Annotated in this window: 20 protein-coding genes and 2 pseudogenes; 9 read left to right on the top strand and 13 right to left on the bottom strand. The window is 49.2% G+C overall.

Going from position 1 to position 19,160, the window contains the following annotated elements; all coding sequences use genetic code 11:
• Positions 1–32 precede the first annotated feature (32 nt).
• Together J2S20_RS02280 and J2S20_RS02285 are read right to left on the bottom strand one after the other, a co-directional pair.
• Positions 33–605, bottom strand: a complete 573-nt coding sequence (locus tag J2S20_RS02280; RefSeq protein WP_307252666.1) for a DUF6273 domain-containing protein — start codon at positions 603–605, stop codon at positions 33–35.
• 145 nt (positions 606–750) lie between these two features.
• The gene (locus J2S20_RS02285; protein WP_227162021.1) at positions 751–975 is read right to left on the bottom strand and encodes a hypothetical protein; all 225 of its coding nucleotides are present in this window, start codon (positions 973–975) and stop codon (positions 751–753) included.
• A 249-nt stretch (positions 976–1,224) separates the two neighbouring features.
• Between J2S20_RS02285 and J2S20_RS02290 the strand changes: the two genes are divergently transcribed.
• The 5 genes and pseudogenes from J2S20_RS02290 to J2S20_RS02310 all read left to right on the top strand — a co-directional run.
• On the top strand, positions 1,225–1,572 hold the full coding sequence (locus J2S20_RS02290) for a helix-turn-helix domain-containing protein (protein WP_307252669.1): 348 nt from the start codon (positions 1,225–1,227) through the stop codon (positions 1,570–1,572).
• A 27-nt stretch (positions 1,573–1,599) separates the two neighbouring features.
• A complete protein-coding gene (locus J2S20_RS02295) occupies positions 1,600–3,186 on the top strand; it encodes a recombinase family protein (protein ID WP_307252671.1) in 1,587 nt (528 codons plus the stop codon).
• Positions 3,087–3,428, top strand: a pseudogene (locus J2S20_RS02300) (ATP-binding protein); the annotation flags it as partial. The gene J2S20_RS02295 and the pseudogene J2S20_RS02300, both read left to right, overlap by 100 nt.
• On the top strand, positions 3,425–3,607 hold the full coding sequence (locus tag J2S20_RS02305; protein ID WP_002605634.1) for a transposon-encoded TnpW family protein: 183 nt from the start codon (positions 3,425–3,427) through the stop codon (positions 3,605–3,607). The pseudogene J2S20_RS02300 and the gene J2S20_RS02305, both read left to right, overlap by 4 nt.
• Positions 3,608–3,707: 100 nt before the next feature.
• Positions 3,708–3,893: pseudogene (locus J2S20_RS02310) on the top strand (recombinase family protein); the annotation flags it as partial.
• A 63-nt stretch (positions 3,894–3,956) separates the two neighbouring features.
• On the opposite strand, the gene J2S20_RS02315 reads toward J2S20_RS02310, so the two are convergent.
• The 6 genes from J2S20_RS02315 to J2S20_RS02340 form a co-directional block, all read right to left on the bottom strand.
• Positions 3,957–5,633, bottom strand: a complete 1,677-nt coding sequence (locus J2S20_RS02315) for a recombinase family protein (protein ID WP_019727566.1) — start codon at positions 5,631–5,633, stop codon at positions 3,957–3,959.
• A 100-nt stretch (positions 5,634–5,733) separates the two neighbouring features.
• Positions 5,734–5,961 (bottom strand): transposon-encoded TnpW family protein, encoded by a 228-nt coding sequence (locus J2S20_RS02320; RefSeq protein ID WP_004607973.1) that lies wholly within the window; start codon positions 5,959–5,961, stop codon positions 5,734–5,736.
• Between the two features lie 417 nt (positions 5,962–6,378).
• A complete protein-coding gene (locus J2S20_RS02325; RefSeq protein WP_019727567.1) occupies positions 6,379–6,639 on the bottom strand; it encodes a helix-turn-helix domain-containing protein in 261 nt (86 codons plus the stop codon).
• Positions 6,620–7,060 carry an RNA polymerase sigma factor gene (locus tag J2S20_RS02330; protein ID WP_008978027.1) on the bottom strand — a complete coding sequence of 147 codons (441 nt, stop codon included), beginning with the start codon at positions 7,058–7,060 and terminating at the stop codon, positions 6,620–6,622. The genes J2S20_RS02325 and J2S20_RS02330 overlap by 20 nt, the downstream gene beginning before the upstream one ends.
• Before the next feature lie 535 nt (positions 7,061–7,595).
• Positions 7,596–8,585, bottom strand: coding sequence for a 23S rRNA (adenine(2503)-C(2))-methyltransferase RlmN (gene rlmN, locus J2S20_RS02335; RefSeq protein ID WP_008978028.1), 990 nt, complete (start codon positions 8,583–8,585; stop codon positions 7,596–7,598).
• A 22-nt stretch (positions 8,586–8,607) separates the two neighbouring features.
• Complete coding sequence (locus J2S20_RS02340) at positions 8,608–8,787, bottom strand: cysteine-rich KTR domain-containing protein (RefSeq protein ID WP_002588768.1); 180 nt, start codon at positions 8,785–8,787, stop codon at positions 8,608–8,610.
• A gap of 382 nt (positions 8,788–9,169) precedes the next feature.
• Here J2S20_RS02340 and J2S20_RS02345 point away from each other — a divergent pair, with 382 nt between their 5' ends.
• From J2S20_RS02345 to J2S20_RS02360, 4 genes are all read left to right on the top strand, one after another.
• Positions 9,170–9,523: a helix-turn-helix transcriptional regulator gene (locus J2S20_RS02345; RefSeq protein ID WP_008978029.1), complete on the top strand. Its 354-nt coding sequence runs from the start codon at positions 9,170–9,172 to the stop codon at positions 9,521–9,523.
• Positions 9,524–9,790: 267 nt separating this feature from the next.
• Positions 9,791–10,120, top strand: a complete 330-nt coding sequence (locus tag J2S20_RS02350) for a plasmid mobilization protein (RefSeq protein ID WP_008978030.1) — start codon at positions 9,791–9,793, stop codon at positions 10,118–10,120.
• Positions 10,081–11,427, top strand: coding sequence for a relaxase/mobilization nuclease domain-containing protein (locus J2S20_RS02355; protein WP_008978031.1), 1,347 nt, complete (start codon positions 10,081–10,083; stop codon positions 11,425–11,427). Before J2S20_RS02350 ends, J2S20_RS02355 begins: the two co-directional genes overlap by 40 nt.
• A 65-nt stretch (positions 11,428–11,492) precedes the next feature.
• Positions 11,493–11,744, top strand: coding sequence for a helix-turn-helix domain-containing protein (locus J2S20_RS02360; RefSeq protein WP_002585088.1), 252 nt, complete (start codon positions 11,493–11,495; stop codon positions 11,742–11,744).
• 177 nt (positions 11,745–11,921) lie between these two features.
• Here J2S20_RS02360 and J2S20_RS02365 read toward each other — a convergent pair whose 3' ends face one another.
• The 5 genes from J2S20_RS02365 to J2S20_RS02385 form a co-directional block, all read right to left on the bottom strand.
• Positions 11,922–12,287 (bottom strand): cysteine-rich VLP domain-containing protein, encoded by a 366-nt coding sequence (locus J2S20_RS02365; RefSeq protein ID WP_067539660.1) that lies wholly within the window; start codon positions 12,285–12,287, stop codon positions 11,922–11,924.
• Complete coding sequence (locus J2S20_RS02370) at positions 12,284–12,496, bottom strand: transposon-transfer assisting family protein (protein ID WP_004607965.1); 213 nt, start codon at positions 12,494–12,496, stop codon at positions 12,284–12,286. Before J2S20_RS02370 ends, J2S20_RS02365 begins: the two co-directional genes overlap by 4 nt.
• A complete protein-coding gene (locus J2S20_RS02375) occupies positions 12,493–13,446 on the bottom strand; it encodes a hypothetical protein (protein WP_008978032.1) in 954 nt (317 codons plus the stop codon). The genes J2S20_RS02370 and J2S20_RS02375 overlap by 4 nt, the downstream gene beginning before the upstream one ends.
• 3 nt (positions 13,447–13,449) lie before the next feature.
• Entirely contained in the window at positions 13,450–16,818 is a 3,369-nt protein-coding gene (locus tag J2S20_RS02380) for an antirestriction protein ArdA (protein WP_008978033.1), read from the bottom strand.
• 240 nt (positions 16,819–17,058) lie between these two features.
• A complete protein-coding gene (locus tag J2S20_RS02385; RefSeq protein ID WP_008978034.1) occupies positions 17,059–19,149 on the bottom strand; it encodes a DNA topoisomerase 3 in 2,091 nt (696 codons plus the stop codon).
• Positions 19,150–19,160: the final 11 nt, after the last annotated feature.

Genomic DNA, 19,160 nt, shown 5'->3' on the forward strand with positions numbered 1-19,160 from the left:
TGCTCCCATTGCACCTCACAAGGAGGTGCAGATTAACGATTCTTGATTTTGAAAGCGGGGCGAACGCCAAAAGAGTACGAAGCGCCGTCGTTGTCCGCATAACCGCTGCCGTTGACAAAGGAGAAGTAAGTAGCGGATTCTCTGACCTTGTTCATCAGCCAGTACCACTGTAAGTTCTCATACTTGCTGCCATCGAACGCCATACGGTTTCTGCGCTTCTTCATAGGCTCCCACTGCTTCACATACGGGCTTTCGTACTCACCATAGTAGTTCTCTCCGAAAATCTCTTTCTCAGTCGGCAGACGGAGCAGATCACCGTTGTCAAACGGAGCCATCATAGCCTTGAGTTCTGCCGGGAAGAGATTCAGAATCTCACCATTCAGCTTCTTATGCAGGTCACTCTCTTCGTAACCTCCTTCGTTGGTACGGGTGCTGTTCATTGGGCACTCACCAGGCAGGCAATCAACCAGGCAGAAAATCATGCCGTCCTCTTCCTGCTGCATAGCCATAGCCTGCGCCTTCACACCGTCCGTGAGTTTGACCTCGATAATATCTCCAACCTTAAAAGTATCAACGTCAGACTTAATCATTCTTTTTACTTTCATTGTGTTTTCCTCCACTTGTACGGCTTACCGTATTTTTCTTGATACCAGATTTCAAACTTCTTGCGGTTTTCCTCATCTTTGAAGTATTCCTTTACCCTGTCAGCAAGGACAGAACAAAGTGCGCTTCCTTCTAATGTGCGAAGCATTAAGCCCCATCAACGAGGACGGAACCATTTTCATACTTGTCCAGAATATCTATGGACAATTCAATGATTGCGTCCGCTTTAGTACCGTTTCTGGTTCCCGAAATTACTGAACTCATCTCTGTCTTATCAGTCACAATACCCCGCAAGGCAAGCTGACCAATCAACCAGACGTAAGACAGCTTGTGCTTTTTAAGCCGCTCACGAATGTTTTCACGTTCCTCCACGTTTTCGCTTCCTCCTTTCATATTAGAATCTTGTAAACTAAAGTTGACAACAGAATCTCCAAAGGTTATAATGAAGCTACCACACCCATATACCATTGAAAACTCTGCGGGGTAAAATTTACAGCCCGGAGGGGCTATTTCTTATACCCTGTAAACAACTTTTGTTGACATATTCAATATAGTAGAGATTTCCCAAATTGTCAACAGGTATTTTAGAGTTTTCCCAAATTTATTTTTAGGAGGGTTCTTATGGATACCTTAGAACGCATTTTGGAGTTACAAAAACAGTCGGGATTAACAGTAAAAGCCCTTGAAGCTGCTACAGGTATATCTAATGGCAGTTTTAGCAAATGGAAAAAGGGAACATATGCGCCCAGTGCCGAAGCTGTACTAAGACTGGCTAAATATTTTCACGTTTCTACTGACTATCTATTCTGTTTATCCGATTCACCTTATCCGAAAGTAGAGATTTCCCTAACCGAAGAAGAGCAATTACTGCTTGACGCATTTCGTTCCGCTTCCACGCAAGGCAGATTCAATATTATTACCACCTGTATGTGCGAGAAGCGAAAAGGGGGCAACGAAAGTGCCGGGTAATTGATTTTATAGAATGGAGGAAGAACCATGTATGAGGATATAAAAACAGCCTGCCTATACGTTAGATTCTCAAGCCATAATCAGACTGAGCAATCTATTGAAGGGCAGACCCGTGTTTGCCGTGATTTCTGCAAGCGGCATAATATTAGAATTGTAGAGATATATGCTGACAGAGCCACGTCTGCCAGTAAAGACATTGAGAAGAGAGTCCAGTTCCTCAAGATGATAAAATACTCTGAGAAGGGCTTGTTTGACGCTGTAATCGTATACAAACTTGACCGCTTCGCCCGTTCCCGGTATGACTCAGCCACCTACAAATATCGCTTGAAGCGTAACGGGGTACAGCTTATTTCAGCCACAGAAAATATCAGCAATGACCCAGAAGGTATCATTCTGGAATCAGTGCTTGAAGGTATGGCTGAGTTCTACAGTGCCGAACTCTCCCAGAAAATTAACCGTGGTATGAGAGAGTCAGCCTATAAGCATAACTCTATAGGAGGGGCAGTCCCTCTGGGATACAAGATTGAAGATAAAAAACTGGTGATAGACCCTAAAACGGCTCCCCTTGTGAAAGAAGCCTTTGAGAAATATGCGGGCGGAGAAACGGTTGCTGAAATCTGCCGTCAATTTAATGCCCGTGGGTACAAGACCTCAAAGGGTACAGCTTTCGGAAAGAGTTCTTTCACCAAAATATTTCGTAATGAGAGATACATCGGAGTCTACACCTTCCATGACTACCGAGCAGAGAACGCCATACCTGCTATTATCGACAAAGAACTCTGGGATAGGGTGCAACTTAGAGTCGGTAAGATTAAAAATGCACCTGCCCGGAACAAAGCAAAAGTGGTCTACTTACTTAGTGGTAAAATCTTCTGCGGACATTGTGGTAGTAAAATGAACGGAAATTGCAATGCGGGAAATTACTATTACTATCAGTGTTACGGAAAGAAGAACGGCAATGTTGATTGCAATAAAAAGAATATCCGTAAGGAGTTCATAGAAAGACTGGTTGCCCAAGACGCACTATCGCTCCTTACAGATGAATATATAGAACAGATTGCTTCTATTGCCTGTGAAAAGAATCAAAATGAGATTGAACTGGATTCAGCCCTTCCAACTATTCGTGACCGTATCCACCAGGTAGACGTATCCCTCAACAACCTTCTGAAAGCTATTGAGTCGGGATCAGCCCCAGATATGCTTGTAAAGCGTATGGGTGAATTAGAGAAAGAAAAGAAAGACCTGCAAGCACAGGCTAAGAAAGAATCTGAGGATATTGTTGAACTGGACAAAGCCCAGGTTATTTATTGGTTAGAACAGTTTCGGGGCGGCAGTATTGAAGATGAAGAGTTTTGCCGTATGCTCATTGACCTTTTCGTAAACTCCGTCACTGTATGGGATGAAGATGACGATACCTATAAGGTCACAGTGGCTTATAATCTAACCTCTTTACCGACAAAAACGTACCGCCTAAATAAAGACGGCACGTTGTCGGATTTCGCTTCCAATGCACCAGCTTTGAGGGCAGGAATGAATATATCTCCCGACTTTGCAGCTTCCCGCTGCTTATCCTTGACGATTTTGGAATGGAACGGGGAACGGAATACGGCTTAGAGCAGGTCTACAACGTGATTGACAGCCGTTACCGCAGCGGCAGGCCGCTGATCGTCACGACTAATCTCACGCTGGAGGACTTGCAGCACCCGGAGGACACCGCCCACGCCCGCATTTATGACCGTCTGATTGAAATGTGTTCTCCTGTCCGCTTTACCGGGAGCAACTTCCGAAAAGCCACGGCGCAGGAGAAAATGGGACAACTGAAAAAGCTGATGAACAGAAAGGAGAGCCGCCTATGACCAACACCCCAAAGAATGACCGCAGCACCCGCCGCCCGGATTGCGTGACGGAAATCCGCATAGGTAATTCTGTCCTTGTCGTTTCCGGCTATTTCAAGCAGGACACCACCGCCACCGCCGCCGATAAAATGCTGAAAGTGCTGGAAGCGGAAGCTGCTACACAAAAATCGGCAATTTGACGGGACGTAAAGAAGCAGAAAGGACTGTACAGCCAGCCCCGGCGTGTGGTATGATAGTCATACGGAATAGTGGGGCTGGCTGTCGGAAATGGAGGACACTATGTTAAGACAGACCACCCGAAACCTTATTACCGCCCTTTATCCGAGATTATCCCACGAGGACGAGCTGCAAGGTGAGAGCAATTCTATTTCAAACCAGAAGCGTATTCTTGAAACCTATGCGAAGCAGAACGGCTTTTCCAATCTGCAATGGTACACAGATGACGGTTATTCTGGGGCGAACTTTGTTGAGGTAAGATAACGTAACCTTTTTTGCAGAGGGTGTTATCTTACCTCTTTTTGATGTATGTTAGATAGCATAACTCTTTACGTCGGCTCCAATCTGTCTGAAATAGGAGATACTTTCAGTAGGCTTGTCGCCTGTATCAACTCTGCCGACAAAGCTATAAAAGATTTCGATTTTGCGGGTGTTCGTTTCCTTATCCAGTTCGTGAATAAGAATGCGGTCAATAAATTCATGGACGTTTTCGTAGGTCAGTTCGGTAATGGCGGTGTATTTGCGTACCAGTGCGACAAACCTTTTCACGTCCGCGCTGCGCTCGGTGGCGTTGTCAATTTCCTGTGACAGTTCCGCAATCCTCCGGGTCAGCGTCTTTTTTTCTTCGTCATAGCCGGAAGTCAGAAAAGCAAATTGTTCATCTGAAAGTTTCCCTAAAGCGTTGTCCTCATAGAGCTTGCGGAACAAGATATTCAGCTCGCTAATCCGGCTCTGCGCCTTGTCAAGCTCTTTCCGTTGCTGCGTCAGCGTCTTTTGTACTGCCTTTGCGCTGCACTCGTTGGCGGTTTCGATAAACTCCTGTTCATGCTCTTTCACATAGGACAATACCCTTTGTAAATCGGCAAGGACAAGTTCTTTAAGGACGCTCTTTCGGATATAATGGGTAGTGCAAAGCTCGCCAGTCCTTATCCTGTTTCGATACTTGCCGCAAGTGTAGGCGTGTTTGCGTTCCAGTGTCCCGGCTCCCTGTTGCAGATACATTTTATAGCCGCAGTCCCCGCAAAAGAGAAGCCCCGAAAAAATGTCAATTTCATCAACCTTTGTAGGGCGGTGTTTGGTGGCAATCCGTTTCTGTGCAAGCTCAAAGGTTTCTTCATCAATCAAGGGTTCGTGTGTGTTGGGGAAGAAGTAACGCTTTTCCTCCGGGTTCTTCTTCGTCTTTTTCGATTTGTAAGATACCTTATAGCTCTTGCCTGTAATGGTATGCCCCAAATACTCTTTACGCGCCAGAATGTCATAGAGCGTCTTATCCGGCCAGTTGTAAATACAATTCGGGTGTGGGCGGGGGTGCCTGTGGCTTCCTGTGCGCCTGTACTGCAATTCTGCAACAGTCAATACCTCATGTTCCCGTAGCCAGTTCTGGATTTCGCAGATACGGTCGCCGCGCACATACATAGCGAAAATCTGTTTTACAATGTGCGCCGTTTCCGGGTCGGGCAATAGATGATTGCGGTCGTTGGGGTCAGCTATGTACCCATAAGGCACTTGCCCGTTGACGCGCTCGCCTTTCTGCGCCTTTGCCTGTTTGACAGCCCGGATTTTCTTTGAAGTGTCGCGGGCGTAAAACTCGTTGAACCAGTTCCGCAGAGGGGTAAACTCGTTATCTTCCCTTGCTGTGTCTACACCGTCGTTAATGGCAATGTAGCGCACTTCATATTCGGGAAAAACAATCTCTATCAGCTCCCCGGTTTTCAGATAATTACGTCCCAGACGGGAGAGGTCTTTTGTTATGACGGTCGCCACGTTCCCGGCTTCAACTTCGTGCAGCATGGCTTGAAGCCCCTCACGCTCAAAGCTCACGCCGGAAAATCCGTCGTCTACGAAAAAGCGCGTGTTGAAAAAGTGGTGTTCGTCAGCATACTTTTGTAAAATCATCTTTTGGTTCTGTATGCTCTCGCTTTCCCCGGCCTGCATATCTTCCTGGCTCAATCTGCAATATAAAGCGGTAATCTTGTCTGTCTGTAACATTTTGTCCTCCTTTCCGACGACAGACAAGCATGGCATTTGTACTGTCTATATTATACCACATACCGCTGCCTGTGTCATGTATAAAATGTGAAGAAACGCCCTATTTCCGGGCGTTTGCGGGGTTCAGTTCCATGTCTTTGCGAATGAGTTTTTTTATCTTTTTATCCAGTGTGTCCGTTGCGCGTTCACTTGCGGACGAACATACAAGGTAAGTAACTTTTCCTATTTTATGCTCCGTTGTGGTAACGGGCGTTTGGTTTTGCGTCAAAGAAAATCCCCCTTTCTTTCGCAAACATATAATACAGTCTATGAATAGCAGCAAGTCCACTATTCAATAAAACAAAGGCTTTAATCGGACGGTTATTAGCATAACCTCATGGGAATTTCACCCCGGCATGGTTCTCATGCAGCCCTACCCATTGCCTGCGACGCTCTTAACGCTCGGACTGTGGCTGTAAGGAAGTATCATTGTATATTCTGCGTGTCGTCGCCCGCAAGCCGCTACACTTGCTTTCCGGCGCGGTGTTGGTCGCTCGGCTGTCCGGGCGGGGATAACCTCACCCGGATAGCGTCATGGCGCACCCGCCGTATGGCTCGGCGCAAAAGGAACGTATCCGATTTGCCCTATGCTGCGCCGCCGTTATCTTGCGCCGCTTTCTTTGTCAAGGTTCAGAATGGCTTTGCTGCCGCGTCAGCAGCGGAACGGAAAAGGGGGAGAGAGAAAGCGTCCCGCCGCCGCTGCGGTTTATTCCTCTGCCTTAAAGGTGAGGACAGCCATCATCAGTTTTGCTTGCAGCCGTTCCCGAATGTCGTGGTCTACGCCGAAATAGACATTCCCGCGCTCGTCGTACAGCTTCCGCATGGAGAGGCGGGCTATGTAGCCGCTGAAATGCTGCAAGACAATCTTCATAGCGTCCGGGTCGCCCTTTGTCGCTACCACAATGACAGGATAGGGAACAAGGGCATTTTCCGGGTAGCCGGGTTCGTTACCATTCGTCCCATTCATCAGCATTTTCCTCCAGATATTTTCTTAATCTCTCAAAAGAGCTTGTCCGCCTGTACTGTATCGTGCTTCTCGACGTATTGAACAGTTCCGCAATCTCGGTATCGTTCATTCCCTCGAAGTAATACAGCAGTATGGCTTTGCGCTTTTCTTCCGGCAAAGTACGGATTGCTTCAAGAAGCAGCTTTGGCGTGATTTTCTTCCCGGCTTTCTCAAAGACGGTTTCAACAGTTTCCCGTTTGAAATATTCATCAAACGTATGAAGCTGTCGCGCTTCGTCTAAGGTCATGTCGGAAAAGGTCACTTCCTTTGCCCTGTGTCTGCGAAGCTCTCTATGAGTGTCGCACGCTTCATTGTGAAGTACCGTATTACAAAACTTCTGAAAAGCACACTGTTTGTAAAACTCCCTGCTGTTAGGTTCCACATTCTCACCTCCTTTCTCGTTGGAAAGTTGGTGGTGCTTCCCCCTTTTCGCGGGGCAATACGGCGGTTTTCAAAAACGCCGAAGATTTTTTGAAATTTCTTCAAAAAATTTTTTGAGCAGCAAAATGCGCCTGTCCGAAAAGCCCGGACAGGCGCATTGGTATTGTGAGTAGTATTTAGATGATTAGACAGTTCATATATACAAGCGTAATTTCCCCCGGTGGTGGTCGGGCTTTTTTTGATGTGTCAATGACCGTCGGATTTTGTCGATATGGTATGTGCTTCATGGCGGCTACCTCCTTTAGCCGCCGCTTTTAACAGTGATACCGCGTCATTTCTTGAGAAGATAAAAAGAAACGGCGGCTTTGATTTTTCAAAGCTGCTGCGGAAATCAAAGAACGACAAGCAACAGTTCTGATTTTGCTCCAATATGGTTATTGGGGGCACAAATTAAATCAAAAAAGAGCCGATAACAGCAGTATTTCAAACTGCATATTATCGGCTCTGCGTCTGTGCGTCTGGCTCTTTTAATTAAATTATTTTTGTTGTTTTTTGGCTTTATTATATGTATTAGCTAACTGTCCACAAGCTGCTTTAATCTCTCTACCATGAGAAACTCTCATGGTAACTTCAAGTCCTGTTTGCTCTAATTGATGTTTGAACGCAACCATTTCTTGTTTTTGTGGTGCTCTAATTTTTGAATTACTCGTCGGGTTGTATTGCAGCACGTTAATCATAACATTTTTGCCCTTAAACCATTTTGCAAGTTGCCTTATATCTGAGGAACGGTCATTTATACCTGGTAAAAGCAAATACGCAAATACCACTTTTCGATTATGCCTTTGTGAATAGGACAATGCTTGCTTAACAACATCTTCAATAGCGTACATGTGCATATGAGGAATGATACAGTTTCTCACAGCCTGTGTTGCTGCATGTAAAGATATTGTCAACTGAATTTTTAGATGTTCTTCGCGCAATTTTTTTAATTGATTAACTGGACCAACTGTTGATATGGTAATGCCGTCGGTTGGAAAGTTAAGTCCATTTCTATCTCGAAGAATATGGATTGCTGCAATCAAGTTGTCGTAATTGAATAAAGGTTCTCCCATTCCCATAAAAACGATACGATTTACTTTTTGACGTATCAATATGACCTGCTGCACAATTTCAGACGGTGTTAGATTACGAACGAAACCATTGCGTCCGGACTCACAAAAAATACAGCCAACAGAACAACCAACTTGCGTACTTACGCAAACAGTCCCACCATCTCGCCGTTTAATAAAAACCGTTTCGATATACCTGTTGTCTTTCAATTCATAAACATACTTTTCAGTATCGCTACTTTTATAGACTTTTTTTGTTGATATTGATAGATTTTTTTTGTGAAATGGCTGTTTATACAATTTCGCATATAAGGCTCTTGCTTTATCCTCTCCAATTACTTCCGACATTTCTTTGTAAGTAAATCCGTATGGGTCATTCAATATTTCCGTAGGTGTACTTTTAGGTAAGTGTTTCATTTAATATCCTTCCTTTTCAAAATTAAAAAGTTTGTTTTTCAGAGTTTTTGATTATGATTTCTAATTTTTCAACATCAACGATATGTGTTAATTTACATTTAGGGCAGAAAAGAGGAAAATTTCTTAATACCGTATTATAAAATACTTGAACCCTCGTCTTTCCGTTACAAATTGGACATTTTATCCAATATTTTTCAAGCATAATATTTCTCCTTTTGCGCAAAAAAATACAGGTCAATTCTCAACATGAGCATTGACCTGCATTTATACATATAACACTACAACAAAATTAAGGCATAGTTTTTATACTATGTCTATACATCGTTAGTTTTGTTGTATAGCATACGCAAAATAAGCATGACAAAAAAGCCCATATTGAAAATGGGAAAAATCTTTTTTAATTTCAATGCTTATCGAATACGCATGCTATGTAACATAAACATTTCCCCCCTTTTAATAATACTATACAAAAAAAGCGGCTAGTTGTCAACATATACATATGAATTATTTTAGTCAACTGATAGAACAGTGTAGACATATCCAAGAGGAAAGGTGAACAGTAAAATGTAATAGGATGAATAATTATGGCAAAAAGACCAGTACCGAAATACGACTTCAAGGCTTTTGGGGCAGCGATAAAGGCGGCGCGGACAGGGCGCAAGGAGAGCCGCAAGAAAGTAAGCGACGAAATGTTTATCTCGCCGCGTTACCTTGCGAACATTGAGAACAAGGGGCAGCACCCAAGTTTACAGATTTTCTTTGAGCTTATGCTCCGCTACAATATATCCGTAGACCAGTTCCTTTTGGAAACGCCGCCGGAGAAGAACACGCAGCGGCGGCAGCTCGACGCGCTTCTTGACGGTATGAGCGATACAGGCATACGGATTGTGACCGCAACGGCAAAAGAGATTTCCGAAGTCGAAAAAGAGGGCGAATAGGAATGTCCGGCTTAAAACTGAACAGGATTTAGAAAGCGTTGCAATCTTTTTTGAATTGCAGCGTTTTTCTTTTGCGGAAGTTTGGCAAAATAGCTTTTTCTCCGTAGTAAGGGATAAGGGCATAAGGGATAAAAACATTCGTAGCAAGCATAGGAAGCGGGTACCCACTTCCGTATTTTCGCCCTCCCGCGCTGCGGCGCGTCGGTTGAAAATGGCTTGTTGGGAAGTGTCCCAAACCCTCGGAACGGAAAGGAAAGGAGCGAAGCAATGGACGGACGGAAAAGGACGGTGCAAATCAAATTCAGAGTGACGGAAGCGGAACGGGATTTAATACTGGAAAAAATGAAGCTCGTACCCACCCGGAACATGGCGGCGTATCTGCGGAAGATTGCCATTGACGGGTATATCATTCAGATAGACCACGCCGATATAAAGGCAATGACCGCAGAGATACAGAAAATCGGTGTCAACGTCAACCAGATAGCCCGCCGCGTGAACGCGGCGGGGAACGCATACCAAGAGGACATAGAGGAAATAAAGGGGGTGCTTGCGGAGATATGGCGGTTACAAAGATTAAGCCTGTTAAAAGCACCCTAAGCAAAGCCCTTGACTATATCGAAAACCCGGACAAGACGGACGGGAAAATGCTCATATCCTCTTTCGGCTGCTCCTATGAAACGGCAGACATTGAGTTCGGCTATACCCTCTCGCAAGCACTGGATAAGGGCAGCAATTTAGCCTTTCACTTGATACAGTCCTTTGCGCCGGGGGAAGTGGACTATGAGAAAGCCCACGAAATCGGGAAGCAGCTTGCCGACGCGGTGACAAAGGGGCAGCATGAATATGTTGTGACGACGCACATTGACAAGGGGCATATCCATAACCACGTCATTTTTTGCGCGGTGAATTTTGTAGACCATCACAAATACAATTCCAACAAAAGGAGCTATTACGGCATACGGAACATGAGCGACAAGCTGTGCCGGGAAAATGGCTTGTCCGTCGTCGTCCCCGGCAAGGGCAGCAAGGGAAAGAGCTATGCGGAGTACCAGGCAGAAAAGACGGGTACAAGTTGGAAAGGCAAGCTAAAGATTGCCGTTGACGCGCTTATCCCCCAAGTTTCCAGTTTTGAGGAATTGCTAACGCGGTTACAGGCGGCGGGCTATGAGATAAAGCCGGGGAAATATGTTTCATGCCGCGCCCCCGGACAGGAACGCTTCACCCGCCTAAAAACCCTCGGCGCAGACTATACAGAGGAAGCCATAAGGGAACGGATAGCGGGCAGACGGGCAAAGGCGGCGAAAGCCCCCAGAGAGCAGCGCGACGTTTCGCTGCTTATCGACATTGAGAACAGTATCAAGGCGGCGCAGAGTAAGGGCTATGAACAGTGGGCGAAAATCCACAATCTGAAACAGGCAGCTAAAACCATGAATTTCTTGACGGAACACAAGATTGAACAGTACGCGGATTTAGTCAGCCGGATTGAGGAAATGTCAGCGGAAAGCGGACAGGCGGCAGACGCATTGAAGAACGCGGAAAAGCGGCTTGCGGACATGGCGGTGCTTATCAAGAATGTTTCCACCTACCAAAAGACAAAGCCCGTCTATGACGCATACCGCAAGGCAAGGAACAGGGAGAAGTACCGCGCCGGACAGGAACAGGCGATTATCCTACATGAAGCCGCCGCAAGGTCGTTGAAAGCGGCGGGCATTGCAAAGCTCCCGAACCTTGCCGCGCTGCAATCGGAGTATGAAGCCCTCCAAGCGCAGAAAGAAGCCCTTTACGCCGACTATGGGAAGCTGAAAAAGAAAGTCCGGGAATATGATATTATCAAGCAGAACATTGACAGCATTTTACAGGCAGACAGGCAGCCGGAACGTGAAAAGGGAACAGAGCGCGGATAAGGATAGCAAAATCCCCGCCGCTGTGCTATGATAAGGCTATCAAATACAGACAGGAGCGTTGAAGCATGGAAAACCAGAAAATGCCGGAATATGAAACCATACGCGCCGCCGTTGCCGGGGAAAAATGGGCGGTGGAGAAAGTCGTGGAGTGCTACAAGGACGAAATCGACAGGCTATCGACGGTAGCGGTCAGACAGCCGGACGGAAGCACGAAACAGGAAATCAACGAAGATATGCGCCAGTCTATCACAAAGAAGCTGATAGAAGCCCTCCCGCAGTTCCCACTTGAAGAAATGGAAAAGGGAAATGTCAGATAGGCAAAAAAAGAACAGGACGCGGAAGCCGGTATATGACTTCCGCGCCCTGTCTTTTTATGGGTGCTGTTTTCGTGAATGTTACGCAGTAGAACGCCATTTTCGGGGATAAAGGTATAAAGTATCGCCTATCCGATTTTCACGCCCGGAAAGCCCTGTAAATCAAGGGATTTTCCGCGCCTACTGCGTAACAGGGGTGCGTCTTTTCCTCATGCGCTCGGCGGCTTGTCTGCGGGTGATACGCTTCCGGCAGACGGGGCAGTATTTGACACTGTTAGAGGTTGACGCAAAGAACGCGCCGCACTCGGTACATTTCTTCTTATCCCCTGTCTGGTAAAGCTCCGCATAGAGCAGCCTGTCGGCGGGAAGCACCGCAACCCGGAACCACTTGCAGAGAAGCGAATAGGAAATGAGCTGCGGACATACGCATTCGTCTCCGTCGTCCAGTAAGATACAGTTCCCGTTATCATAGTTGCAGCACGTCCGGCGCACAAGGGCGTTGACTTTCCGGCTCTGGGGCGGCGTCAGCCGCTTAACCCCGTTCATACTTCATCAGCGGCGTAAATGGGAAGCTCTGCAAATTCCGCTTCGGTCAAAGCGTCCACTTTGGAAAGGGTGCGCTTTGCAAGCTCCCGCATATCCGCGTCCATGTAGGGCAGCGCGGCGTTGACATTCTCAATCAAAGCCCGCTTGCCGCCCTCGTTGTAAATGCTCAAAAGGTTTGTTTCTTCAACAGTCAGTCTAATCATGCTCATACCTCCATATCGTGATTTTTTGTTTTTGCCGCCGCCTTTTTCGGGGCGGTCTTTGCCTTGTCTGCTTTAAGCTGCGCCCGGATAGAGGGGCGGGGCTTCCTTATCTCCCTGTCCCGGTTCTCCCCCTTGTCAATCAGCGCATACGTCCCATGTCTGCCCTCGATTTTGGAAAAGGAAAGAGTCTTATAGGGCAGCATGGAGAAAAGGCGGTCAGTGTCCTTTGTGGCTGCAAGCCGCATGAACGCCGGGGAAAGCTCTGCCATGAAATGGGTCTTGTTCGGGCTATTCGGCTCATAGTGCCGCTTCATTTCCCGCACAATGCGCCGCGCTTCCGTTTCAATCAGCCCGTCCCGCAAGGCTGTGATATGCGCCTTGAAGTCCCCCGGTGGAAGCTGCTCCCGGCTGCGCCGTTCTTCCTGTAAGAGTGATTGCAGCGCGTCCGGGTCGTCGGGTAGGGCTTCAAAGCGTTCAAACTTCCCAAGCTGCGGGTCTGGGTTGCCGTTGAAGAACCGTCCGGCGGGTATCTCCCTTTCCCCTCGCTCATAAATCAGCTTCACCGTATCGGCGGGCAGTTCCTTTTCCTTGACGCGCTCATAATGTTTAGCGTAGTCCAGTTCGTACAGATTGCCCTTAATTTTCCCGCGCTCCTTTCCCGTCAGCTCGATTGCATAGGCAAGGACGCGGTCGCTTGTCTGCTCCATGTAGAAACGCCATGTGTTGTGGGGCGCGGTGTCTTTGAGGAAAACGTCGCGCTCCCGGAAACAGTGCGTCCCGGACGGGCGGCAGAACCACAAAAGGGTCTTGTCCTCCCTGTTGGGGCTTGCCGCCGCCTTTGCGATAATCTCTTTGTCAATGTCTAAGTCGCTCTGGTAAAAGCCTGTGTTCTGCTTCATAATCGCTTCAAGGGAAGCGAACAAATCCACGTTTTCAAATTTACTCTGTTCCGGCATGGGTCAGCTCCTTTCCAAGTCCTGTGACTTCTGCTTTGCGTTTTTCTTCTGCGCCTTTTCCTTGTCGGCTCTAAGCTGCGCCCGGATAGAGGGCTTTTTTTCCGGCTTCGCTCCCTTGCCGCGCTCCTTGTCGGCTTTGACAGCGTTAGCCAGGTCAACAAGGGAAATCTGCTCGCCCGCCTTTACCTTTGCTTCCAGTTCGTCAACGGTGGGGGTGTTGTTGATGATACCGTCAATCATGTTTCCGTTCTGCTCTATGGTCTGCTCGGCGGTTTTCAAGGGATTGTCCCGCTGCGCCTGTTCTGCGGCAACGGCAAACGCCCGCGTCCCATTCCCCATAATCAGATACTTTCCGTCGTCCGACTGGTGGTGAAAGCCATATCCGGCGGCTTCTATCTGCTCCCGGCTCATAGCGGTTACATGGAAAGTCCCTCTCGGTGTTTTGACAGTTTCGCCCGTTTCCAAGTCGTCCGGGGTAAGCTGCTTCTGCTCCTGTAAAAACTCCGGCACTTCCCGGAAACCTACACTGTCAACGAAATGCGCCGCGTCCTGTCCGTCCTGATGAAGCACTACCACGTCCGAAACGGAAAGGCTGTGTCCCTTAAAATCTTTGGGGTGGTCGATATTGAAACGGGTGTAAATATCTTCAAGGGAAGTTTCCGGCGCAAGGGGCGCGGAATAGACAAGCTCATAGTTCGCCCTGTCAACCACATTTCCCGCCGCCTGCAGGCGGTCGTATGGCTCAAAGCGGAAATCCCTTGTTTCGTCCCCGCCTTTTATCTGGTAAATGGAAAAGGTGTCTTTGTCCTGTCCGGCGGTCTGCGCCGTTTCCTGTGCCTTTGCGTAAAGCTGCTTTACGTCGCCCTCGGTCAGCCCGCCGCTTTTGAGCTGCCCCATAAGCTCGCGGCATTTCTCCGGCGTTCCCGTATAAAGCACGTCGCCCATTTTCGCCCGCCCGTTCTCCTGTGTCACATAGGCTTGCAAGAGGTGGCTGTTTTCCGGGCTGTCGCCGTAAGGGTTCCGGCGCATCTTGTAAATCGTTTCCGGGGTAAAGGCTTCTTTCGGGGCTGCGCCCGCCTTTTCCTGTGCGCCGGATTTTCCCGGTGCGGCTGCTTCCGGCTTCTCTTTCCCGGCTGTATCTGCCTTTGCCGGGGCTTCCGGCTGCGGCTGTTCTTTCGGGGCTGCCTTTTCCTCTCTGGTGGGCTGCTCCTGTCCGGCGGTCTGCTCCTTGTCCTGTGCCTTTTGCAGCTCCGCAAGATTTTCGTCTATGGAATTGATAATCTCGGCGGCTGCGCTGCGTATCGTTTCAAGGGAGCTTTTCAGCTCGGACAGCTCCCGCCCGCTGCTCCACCCGGCGACATAGCCGAAAGAGTAGTCCGACGTGTCAAGCCCGTAATGTTGGCAGACAGTATAGGCGACGCTTTCCGCTTCGACTTCGCGGGTGCGGCGGTCAACGTGGGGCTGCTGCTCGTCCTTTGGCGCGTTGAGGTCAATGTCGTGCAGCTTCGCATGGGCGATTTCGTGAATGGCGGTCTTTAAGGTCTGTAATTCGCTCATGCCCTCGTTGATAGCAATGCGCTTGTCCTCCAAGTGGTAGTAGCCATGAGAGCCGCCCTCGATATTCTCAAAGGCGATAGGAACGGGGGAAGTCTTTTCAAGGGCTGCGAAAAAATCCTTGTAGCGGTCAACGTCGCCCGTCAGCTCGTCAACGGCAATATCCGGCAGCTCCTTTCCCTCGGTCTGGGAAACGTCAAAGACGGATACCACCTTGTAGGCGGGTATGGTGACTTCCTTTTCCTCGGTGACGGGCTTTCCATCCTTGCCGATTATGGGCTTCTGTGTGTGCGGGTCGATTTTCTGCATTTCCTGTTTGATTTTATAGGGCGACGGGGCAATGATTTTAATTCCCTTTTGCCCTTTCATCACGTTTCGCTCAAAGTTATTCTTCCAAGCGGAAAAGCCCGCCACAAGGGAAGCGTCCGGCTTCTGCATGGCGATAAGGACGGTGTTTCGGAAGCTGTAATTATGGAATTTTGACATGACTTTCAGATATTCCTTGTAACGCTCGCTGTCAAAGAGTTCCGCAATACCCTGTTCCAGACGGTCGGTAATCTCTTTTAATTTCTCGGCGGGCTTCTCGCTCGTCAGCACGATAGGGATAACCGGGCGCGGCTCCTGTGGCTGCTCTGCGGTCTGCGCGGTTCTCTGCCCCGGCGCGGCTGCGTCAAAATCTGCTTTTTCCGGGTCGGGGCGTGACCGCTGCGGGGGCTGCGGCGTTACCCGGTATTCCTGTGGAACGTCGCGCCCGTCGTACCATTCTGTAAAGGTGTTGCGGTTGTTGTAGATATAGCCCTTTTCGGTAAACATACCGTCGTCGTTAATGGAAGCGTCGCGCCCGTATTCCTCATACATGAAATACTTTTTCGCTTCTTCGGGCAGTTCGGGTTCTTCCAGTTCATCAACCAGATAACGCCCGTATTCTTCTTCATTGTGGACGGACGGATAAATCCAGTAGCAGTCAAGGTTTTGTGCAAGGTTGATGATGTCCTGTAAGCTGTCGGCATGGTCGCCGTATTCAATGGCTGCAATGAATTTCTCCCGGTCGTCGTCAAACTGCATTTCCAAGAGCTTCCCTAAATAGTTCAGCTCGTCGGGGTGGGAATACTCGCTTAAATGTTCCGCCAAGCCGGGGATAGGGGATTGAAATTCTGTGAAATGCCATTCCTCGTAATGCTTGAAGTCAATCCCGATACGGTCAAAGACTTCTTTCAGATGTTCGGCAGTCGTGGGGAACGTCACCCATTCGCCCGCGGGTCTGCCCTCGGTGTACTTCCCAAGATTGGAAAGATAGCCGCTTAAAATCGGTTCTGCCATTTGTTCGCTCCTTTCTTTTTCAATCATGCGGTGCATAAGCTCAAAATCCTCAATGCTCATGCTCCCGTCAAATACATAGGGGTTAAAATCCTCTCCGTCCCGGTAGGGCTTTTCGGAAAAGGGAAGCCCCGCTTCATGGGCGGCTGCCCTCGCTTCCTCGATAACCTCCGGGGGAAGCCTGTCGTCATGCGCCCCGATAAAACCGTCAATGTCGTTCATGCTGTTTTCGTAGTGGTAGCGCACTCCGGCGGTCAGCTCGTCAAGGCTCATGTCCTCGCCTAAATGCCCGCAGTAATAGCCGTTTAGGATAACGGCGGCGGGGTCGGTGCTTTTGATTTCCTCTAACCGGCTCCTGTCCTCCGGGTAGAGGGTGTCGTCCATATCAAGATGAAAATATTCCGCGTTCCATGAACGCCCCTGTTTCCAGAACGCCACCCATGCGATACCGTCCCTAAGCTCGTCTTGATAGTCCTTTACGGTGTCCCGTAAACTTGCCATAGTGAAAAACCTCCTTTCTTTGGGGCAGCGTCACAAGCTGCATTTTTGGGCTGCATGGTCTACTACGGGTACGCCCGCATTTCTGCCAAAGATTTCTCAAAAATTTTTAGAGGGTGAAGCCCTCCGCAAAAGAGGGTTTGGGAAACTTCCCAACAAGCAAAATCCCCGTCCGGCGCGTCAGCGTCGCAACGGGGATTTACGGAAGTGGGTACCCGCTTCCTATGCTTGCTATTCAAGTTTTTAGTTCTTCTGTACTTCGATACGGTAGTTGACGTATTTCCCGCCAGTGTCAGCCAGAACGATAGTTCCGTCATAGGTCTTGCCTGTTTTCGGGGAATAGAGCTTCTTCACATTCACTTTGCCGGATTTAAGGAGCGCGGCGGCAATCTTCGCGGAAAAAGCGGTCTTGCGTTCCTCGAAAAAGCGGTCATTCTTCCACATGACAAAGGCACATTCTTTGTTGCTGCAATAATAGTTTTTCTTCCCCTCATGGACGGGGGAACCGCAACGGGGGCATTTGCCGACAGAGGGCTTTTCCTCCCGGAACAAATCCTTTTTCCCGTCCAGTGCTGCGGCGTGTGTCTGCACAAGCTCCCGCGCCATAGCTTCAATGCCGGACAGAAATTCGCCGGGGTCTGCGGCTCCCTTTGCTATCTGCGTCAGATTGTTTTCCCATTCTGCGGTAAGCTGCGGGGAAGTGAGCATATCCGGCAAGACTGATATAAGGGCGGCTCCGTTCTGCGTGGGGATAAGCTGCTTCCCCTTGCGCTCTGCAAAGCCGCCCTTTACCAGTTTTTCAATGACGGCGGCGCGGGTGGCGGGAGTGCCAAGCCCCCGGCGTTCCGCGTCCGGGTCGGTGTCCCCGTTCCCGGCTCGCTCCATAGCAGAGAGAAGCGACGCTTCGCTGTGGGGCTTCGGCGGCGTTGTGGTATGCTCCGTTACTTTTGCGGCGGGGTTAGGAAAGTTCTGTCCCTCGGAAAGCTCCGGCAGCGTCACGCCCTCATTTTCCCCGTCCTCTGCTTCGGGCTTATCTTTCAGCGTCGCCCGGTATCTGCGTTCAAGCTCTTTCCAACCCTCCGCAAGTACGGTCTTTCCCCTTGCGGTGAAGTCTGTCCCGGCGCATGAGAAAACCGCCGTAACCGCTTCATAAATATGCGGCTCGGCGGTGGCAAAAAGCAGACGCGCCCCCGCAAGGGTAAGGATATTCTTCTCGCTTTCCGGCAGCGCGTCCGGGTCAGCCTTTGCAAGCTCCATAGTGGGAATGATTGCGTGGTGGTCTGATACTTTCTTGCTGTCTAATACCTTTGCAATCTCCGGCGTGAAGTCCGCGCCCGCCATAAAGGGGAGCTTTTCGCAAAGCAGCGCGATAATGTCCGCTGCGGTGCCGCCCATGTCGTCAGTAAGAAAGCTGCTGTCCGTCCTCGGATAAGTAAGGAGCCGCTTTTCATAAAGGGATTGTGCAAGGTCAAGGGTCTGCTTTGCGGTGTAACCGAAAATGCGGTTCGTTTCCCGCTGCAAAGAGGTAAGGTCAAAGAGCTTTGGCGGGGCTGCGGTTTTCTTCTCTCTGGTAAGGGAAACGCATACCGCCTTTCCCGCTTCGCAAGCCCCTTTCAGCGCGTCGGCTTCTGCCTTGTCCGAAATCCTTTCGCTTGCCGCGTCCGCGCCGGATAAATCAAGGCGAACATGATAATATTTTTCTTTCTGGAAATGGGAGATAGCCGCGTCCCGGTCGGTGAGCATTTTTAAGGTCGGGGTCTGGACGCGCCCCACGTTCAAGGTCTTTCCATACAGGCAGGAGAAAAGCCGGGTGGCGTTAATGCCGATAAGCCAGTCAGCCTTTGCGCGGCAGAGGGCGGACGCAAAGAGCGCGCCATAGTCCCGCCCGTCTTTGAGGGAAGCAAAGCCCGCCTTAATCGCCCCGTCCTCCATTGAAGAAATCCACAAGCGGCGCATGGGCTTCTTGCAGCCCGCCACTTCGTAGACAAAGCGGAAAATCAATTCACCCTCGCGCCCCGCGTCACACGCATTTACCACTTCGGAAACGTCGGCGCGGTGCATAAGCTCTTTAATGGTTTTGAATTGCTTCCCCTTGTCCGGGTCAACGGCGTACTGCCATTCCTCCGGCAGAATGGGTAAGCTGTCAAAACTCCATTTTTTATATTGCTCCCCGTAGGCGGCAGCTTCCGCAAGCTGTACCAAATGCCCGACGCACCATGAAATGAGGTAGCCGCCGCCCTCGATATACCCGTCCTGTTTCCCCTTAATGCCAAGCGCGGCGGCGATAGTCTGCGCCATGCTCGGCTTTTCTGCAATCACAAGTCTAAATGCCATGAAAAAATCCT

The sequence above is a fragment of the Moryella indoligenes genome, assembly GCF_030812885.1.
Lineage (GTDB): Bacteria > Bacillota > Clostridia > Lachnospirales > Lachnospiraceae > Moryella > Moryella indoligenes.

Coding starts and splice junctions, on each gene's coding strand:
- J2S20_RS02375 (WP_008978032.1), bottom strand. CDS start 13,446: ATGCCGGAACAGAGTAAATTTGAAAACGTGGATTTGTTCGCTTCCCTT.
- J2S20_RS02370 (WP_004607965.1), bottom strand. CDS start 12,496: ATGAGCATGATTAGACTGACTGTTGAAGAAACAAACCTTTTGAGCATT.
- J2S20_RS02325 (WP_019727567.1), bottom strand. CDS start 6,639: ATGAATGGGACGAATGGTAACGAACCCGGCTACCCGGAAAATGCCCTT.
- rlmN (WP_008978028.1), bottom strand. CDS start 8,585: ATGAAACACTTACCTAAAAGTACACCTACGGAAATATTGAATGACCCA.
- J2S20_RS02380 (WP_008978033.1), bottom strand. CDS start 16,818: ATGGCAAGTTTACGGGACACCGTAAAGGACTATCAAGACGAGCTTAGG.
- J2S20_RS02350 (WP_008978030.1), top strand. CDS start 9,791: ATGGACGGACGGAAAAGGACGGTGCAAATCAAATTCAGAGTGACGGAA.
- J2S20_RS02305 (WP_002605634.1), top strand. CDS start 3,425: ATGACCAACACCCCAAAGAATGACCGCAGCACCCGCCGCCCGGATTGC.
- J2S20_RS02355 (WP_008978031.1), top strand. CDS start 10,081: ATGGCGGTTACAAAGATTAAGCCTGTTAAAAGCACCCTAAGCAAAGCC.
- J2S20_RS02360 (WP_002585088.1), top strand. CDS start 11,493: ATGGAAAACCAGAAAATGCCGGAATATGAAACCATACGCGCCGCCGTT.
- J2S20_RS02365 (WP_067539660.1), bottom strand. CDS start 12,287: ATGAACGGGGTTAAGCGGCTGACGCCGCCCCAGAGCCGGAAAGTCAAC.
- J2S20_RS02315 (WP_019727566.1), bottom strand. CDS start 5,633: ATGTTACAGACAGACAAGATTACCGCTTTATATTGCAGATTGAGCCAG.
- J2S20_RS02295 (WP_307252671.1), top strand. CDS start 1,600: ATGTATGAGGATATAAAAACAGCCTGCCTATACGTTAGATTCTCAAGC.
- J2S20_RS02345 (WP_008978029.1), top strand. CDS start 9,170: ATGGCAAAAAGACCAGTACCGAAATACGACTTCAAGGCTTTTGGGGCA.
- J2S20_RS02340 (WP_002588768.1), bottom strand. CDS start 8,787: ATGCTTGAAAAATATTGGATAAAATGTCCAATTTGTAACGGAAAGACG.
- J2S20_RS02385 (WP_008978034.1), bottom strand. CDS start 19,149: ATGGCATTTAGACTTGTGATTGCAGAAAAGCCGAGCATGGCGCAGACT.
- J2S20_RS02290 (WP_307252669.1), top strand. CDS start 1,225: ATGGATACCTTAGAACGCATTTTGGAGTTACAAAAACAGTCGGGATTA.
- J2S20_RS02280 (WP_307252666.1), bottom strand. CDS start 605: ATGAAAGTAAAAAGAATGATTAAGTCTGACGTTGATACTTTTAAGGTT.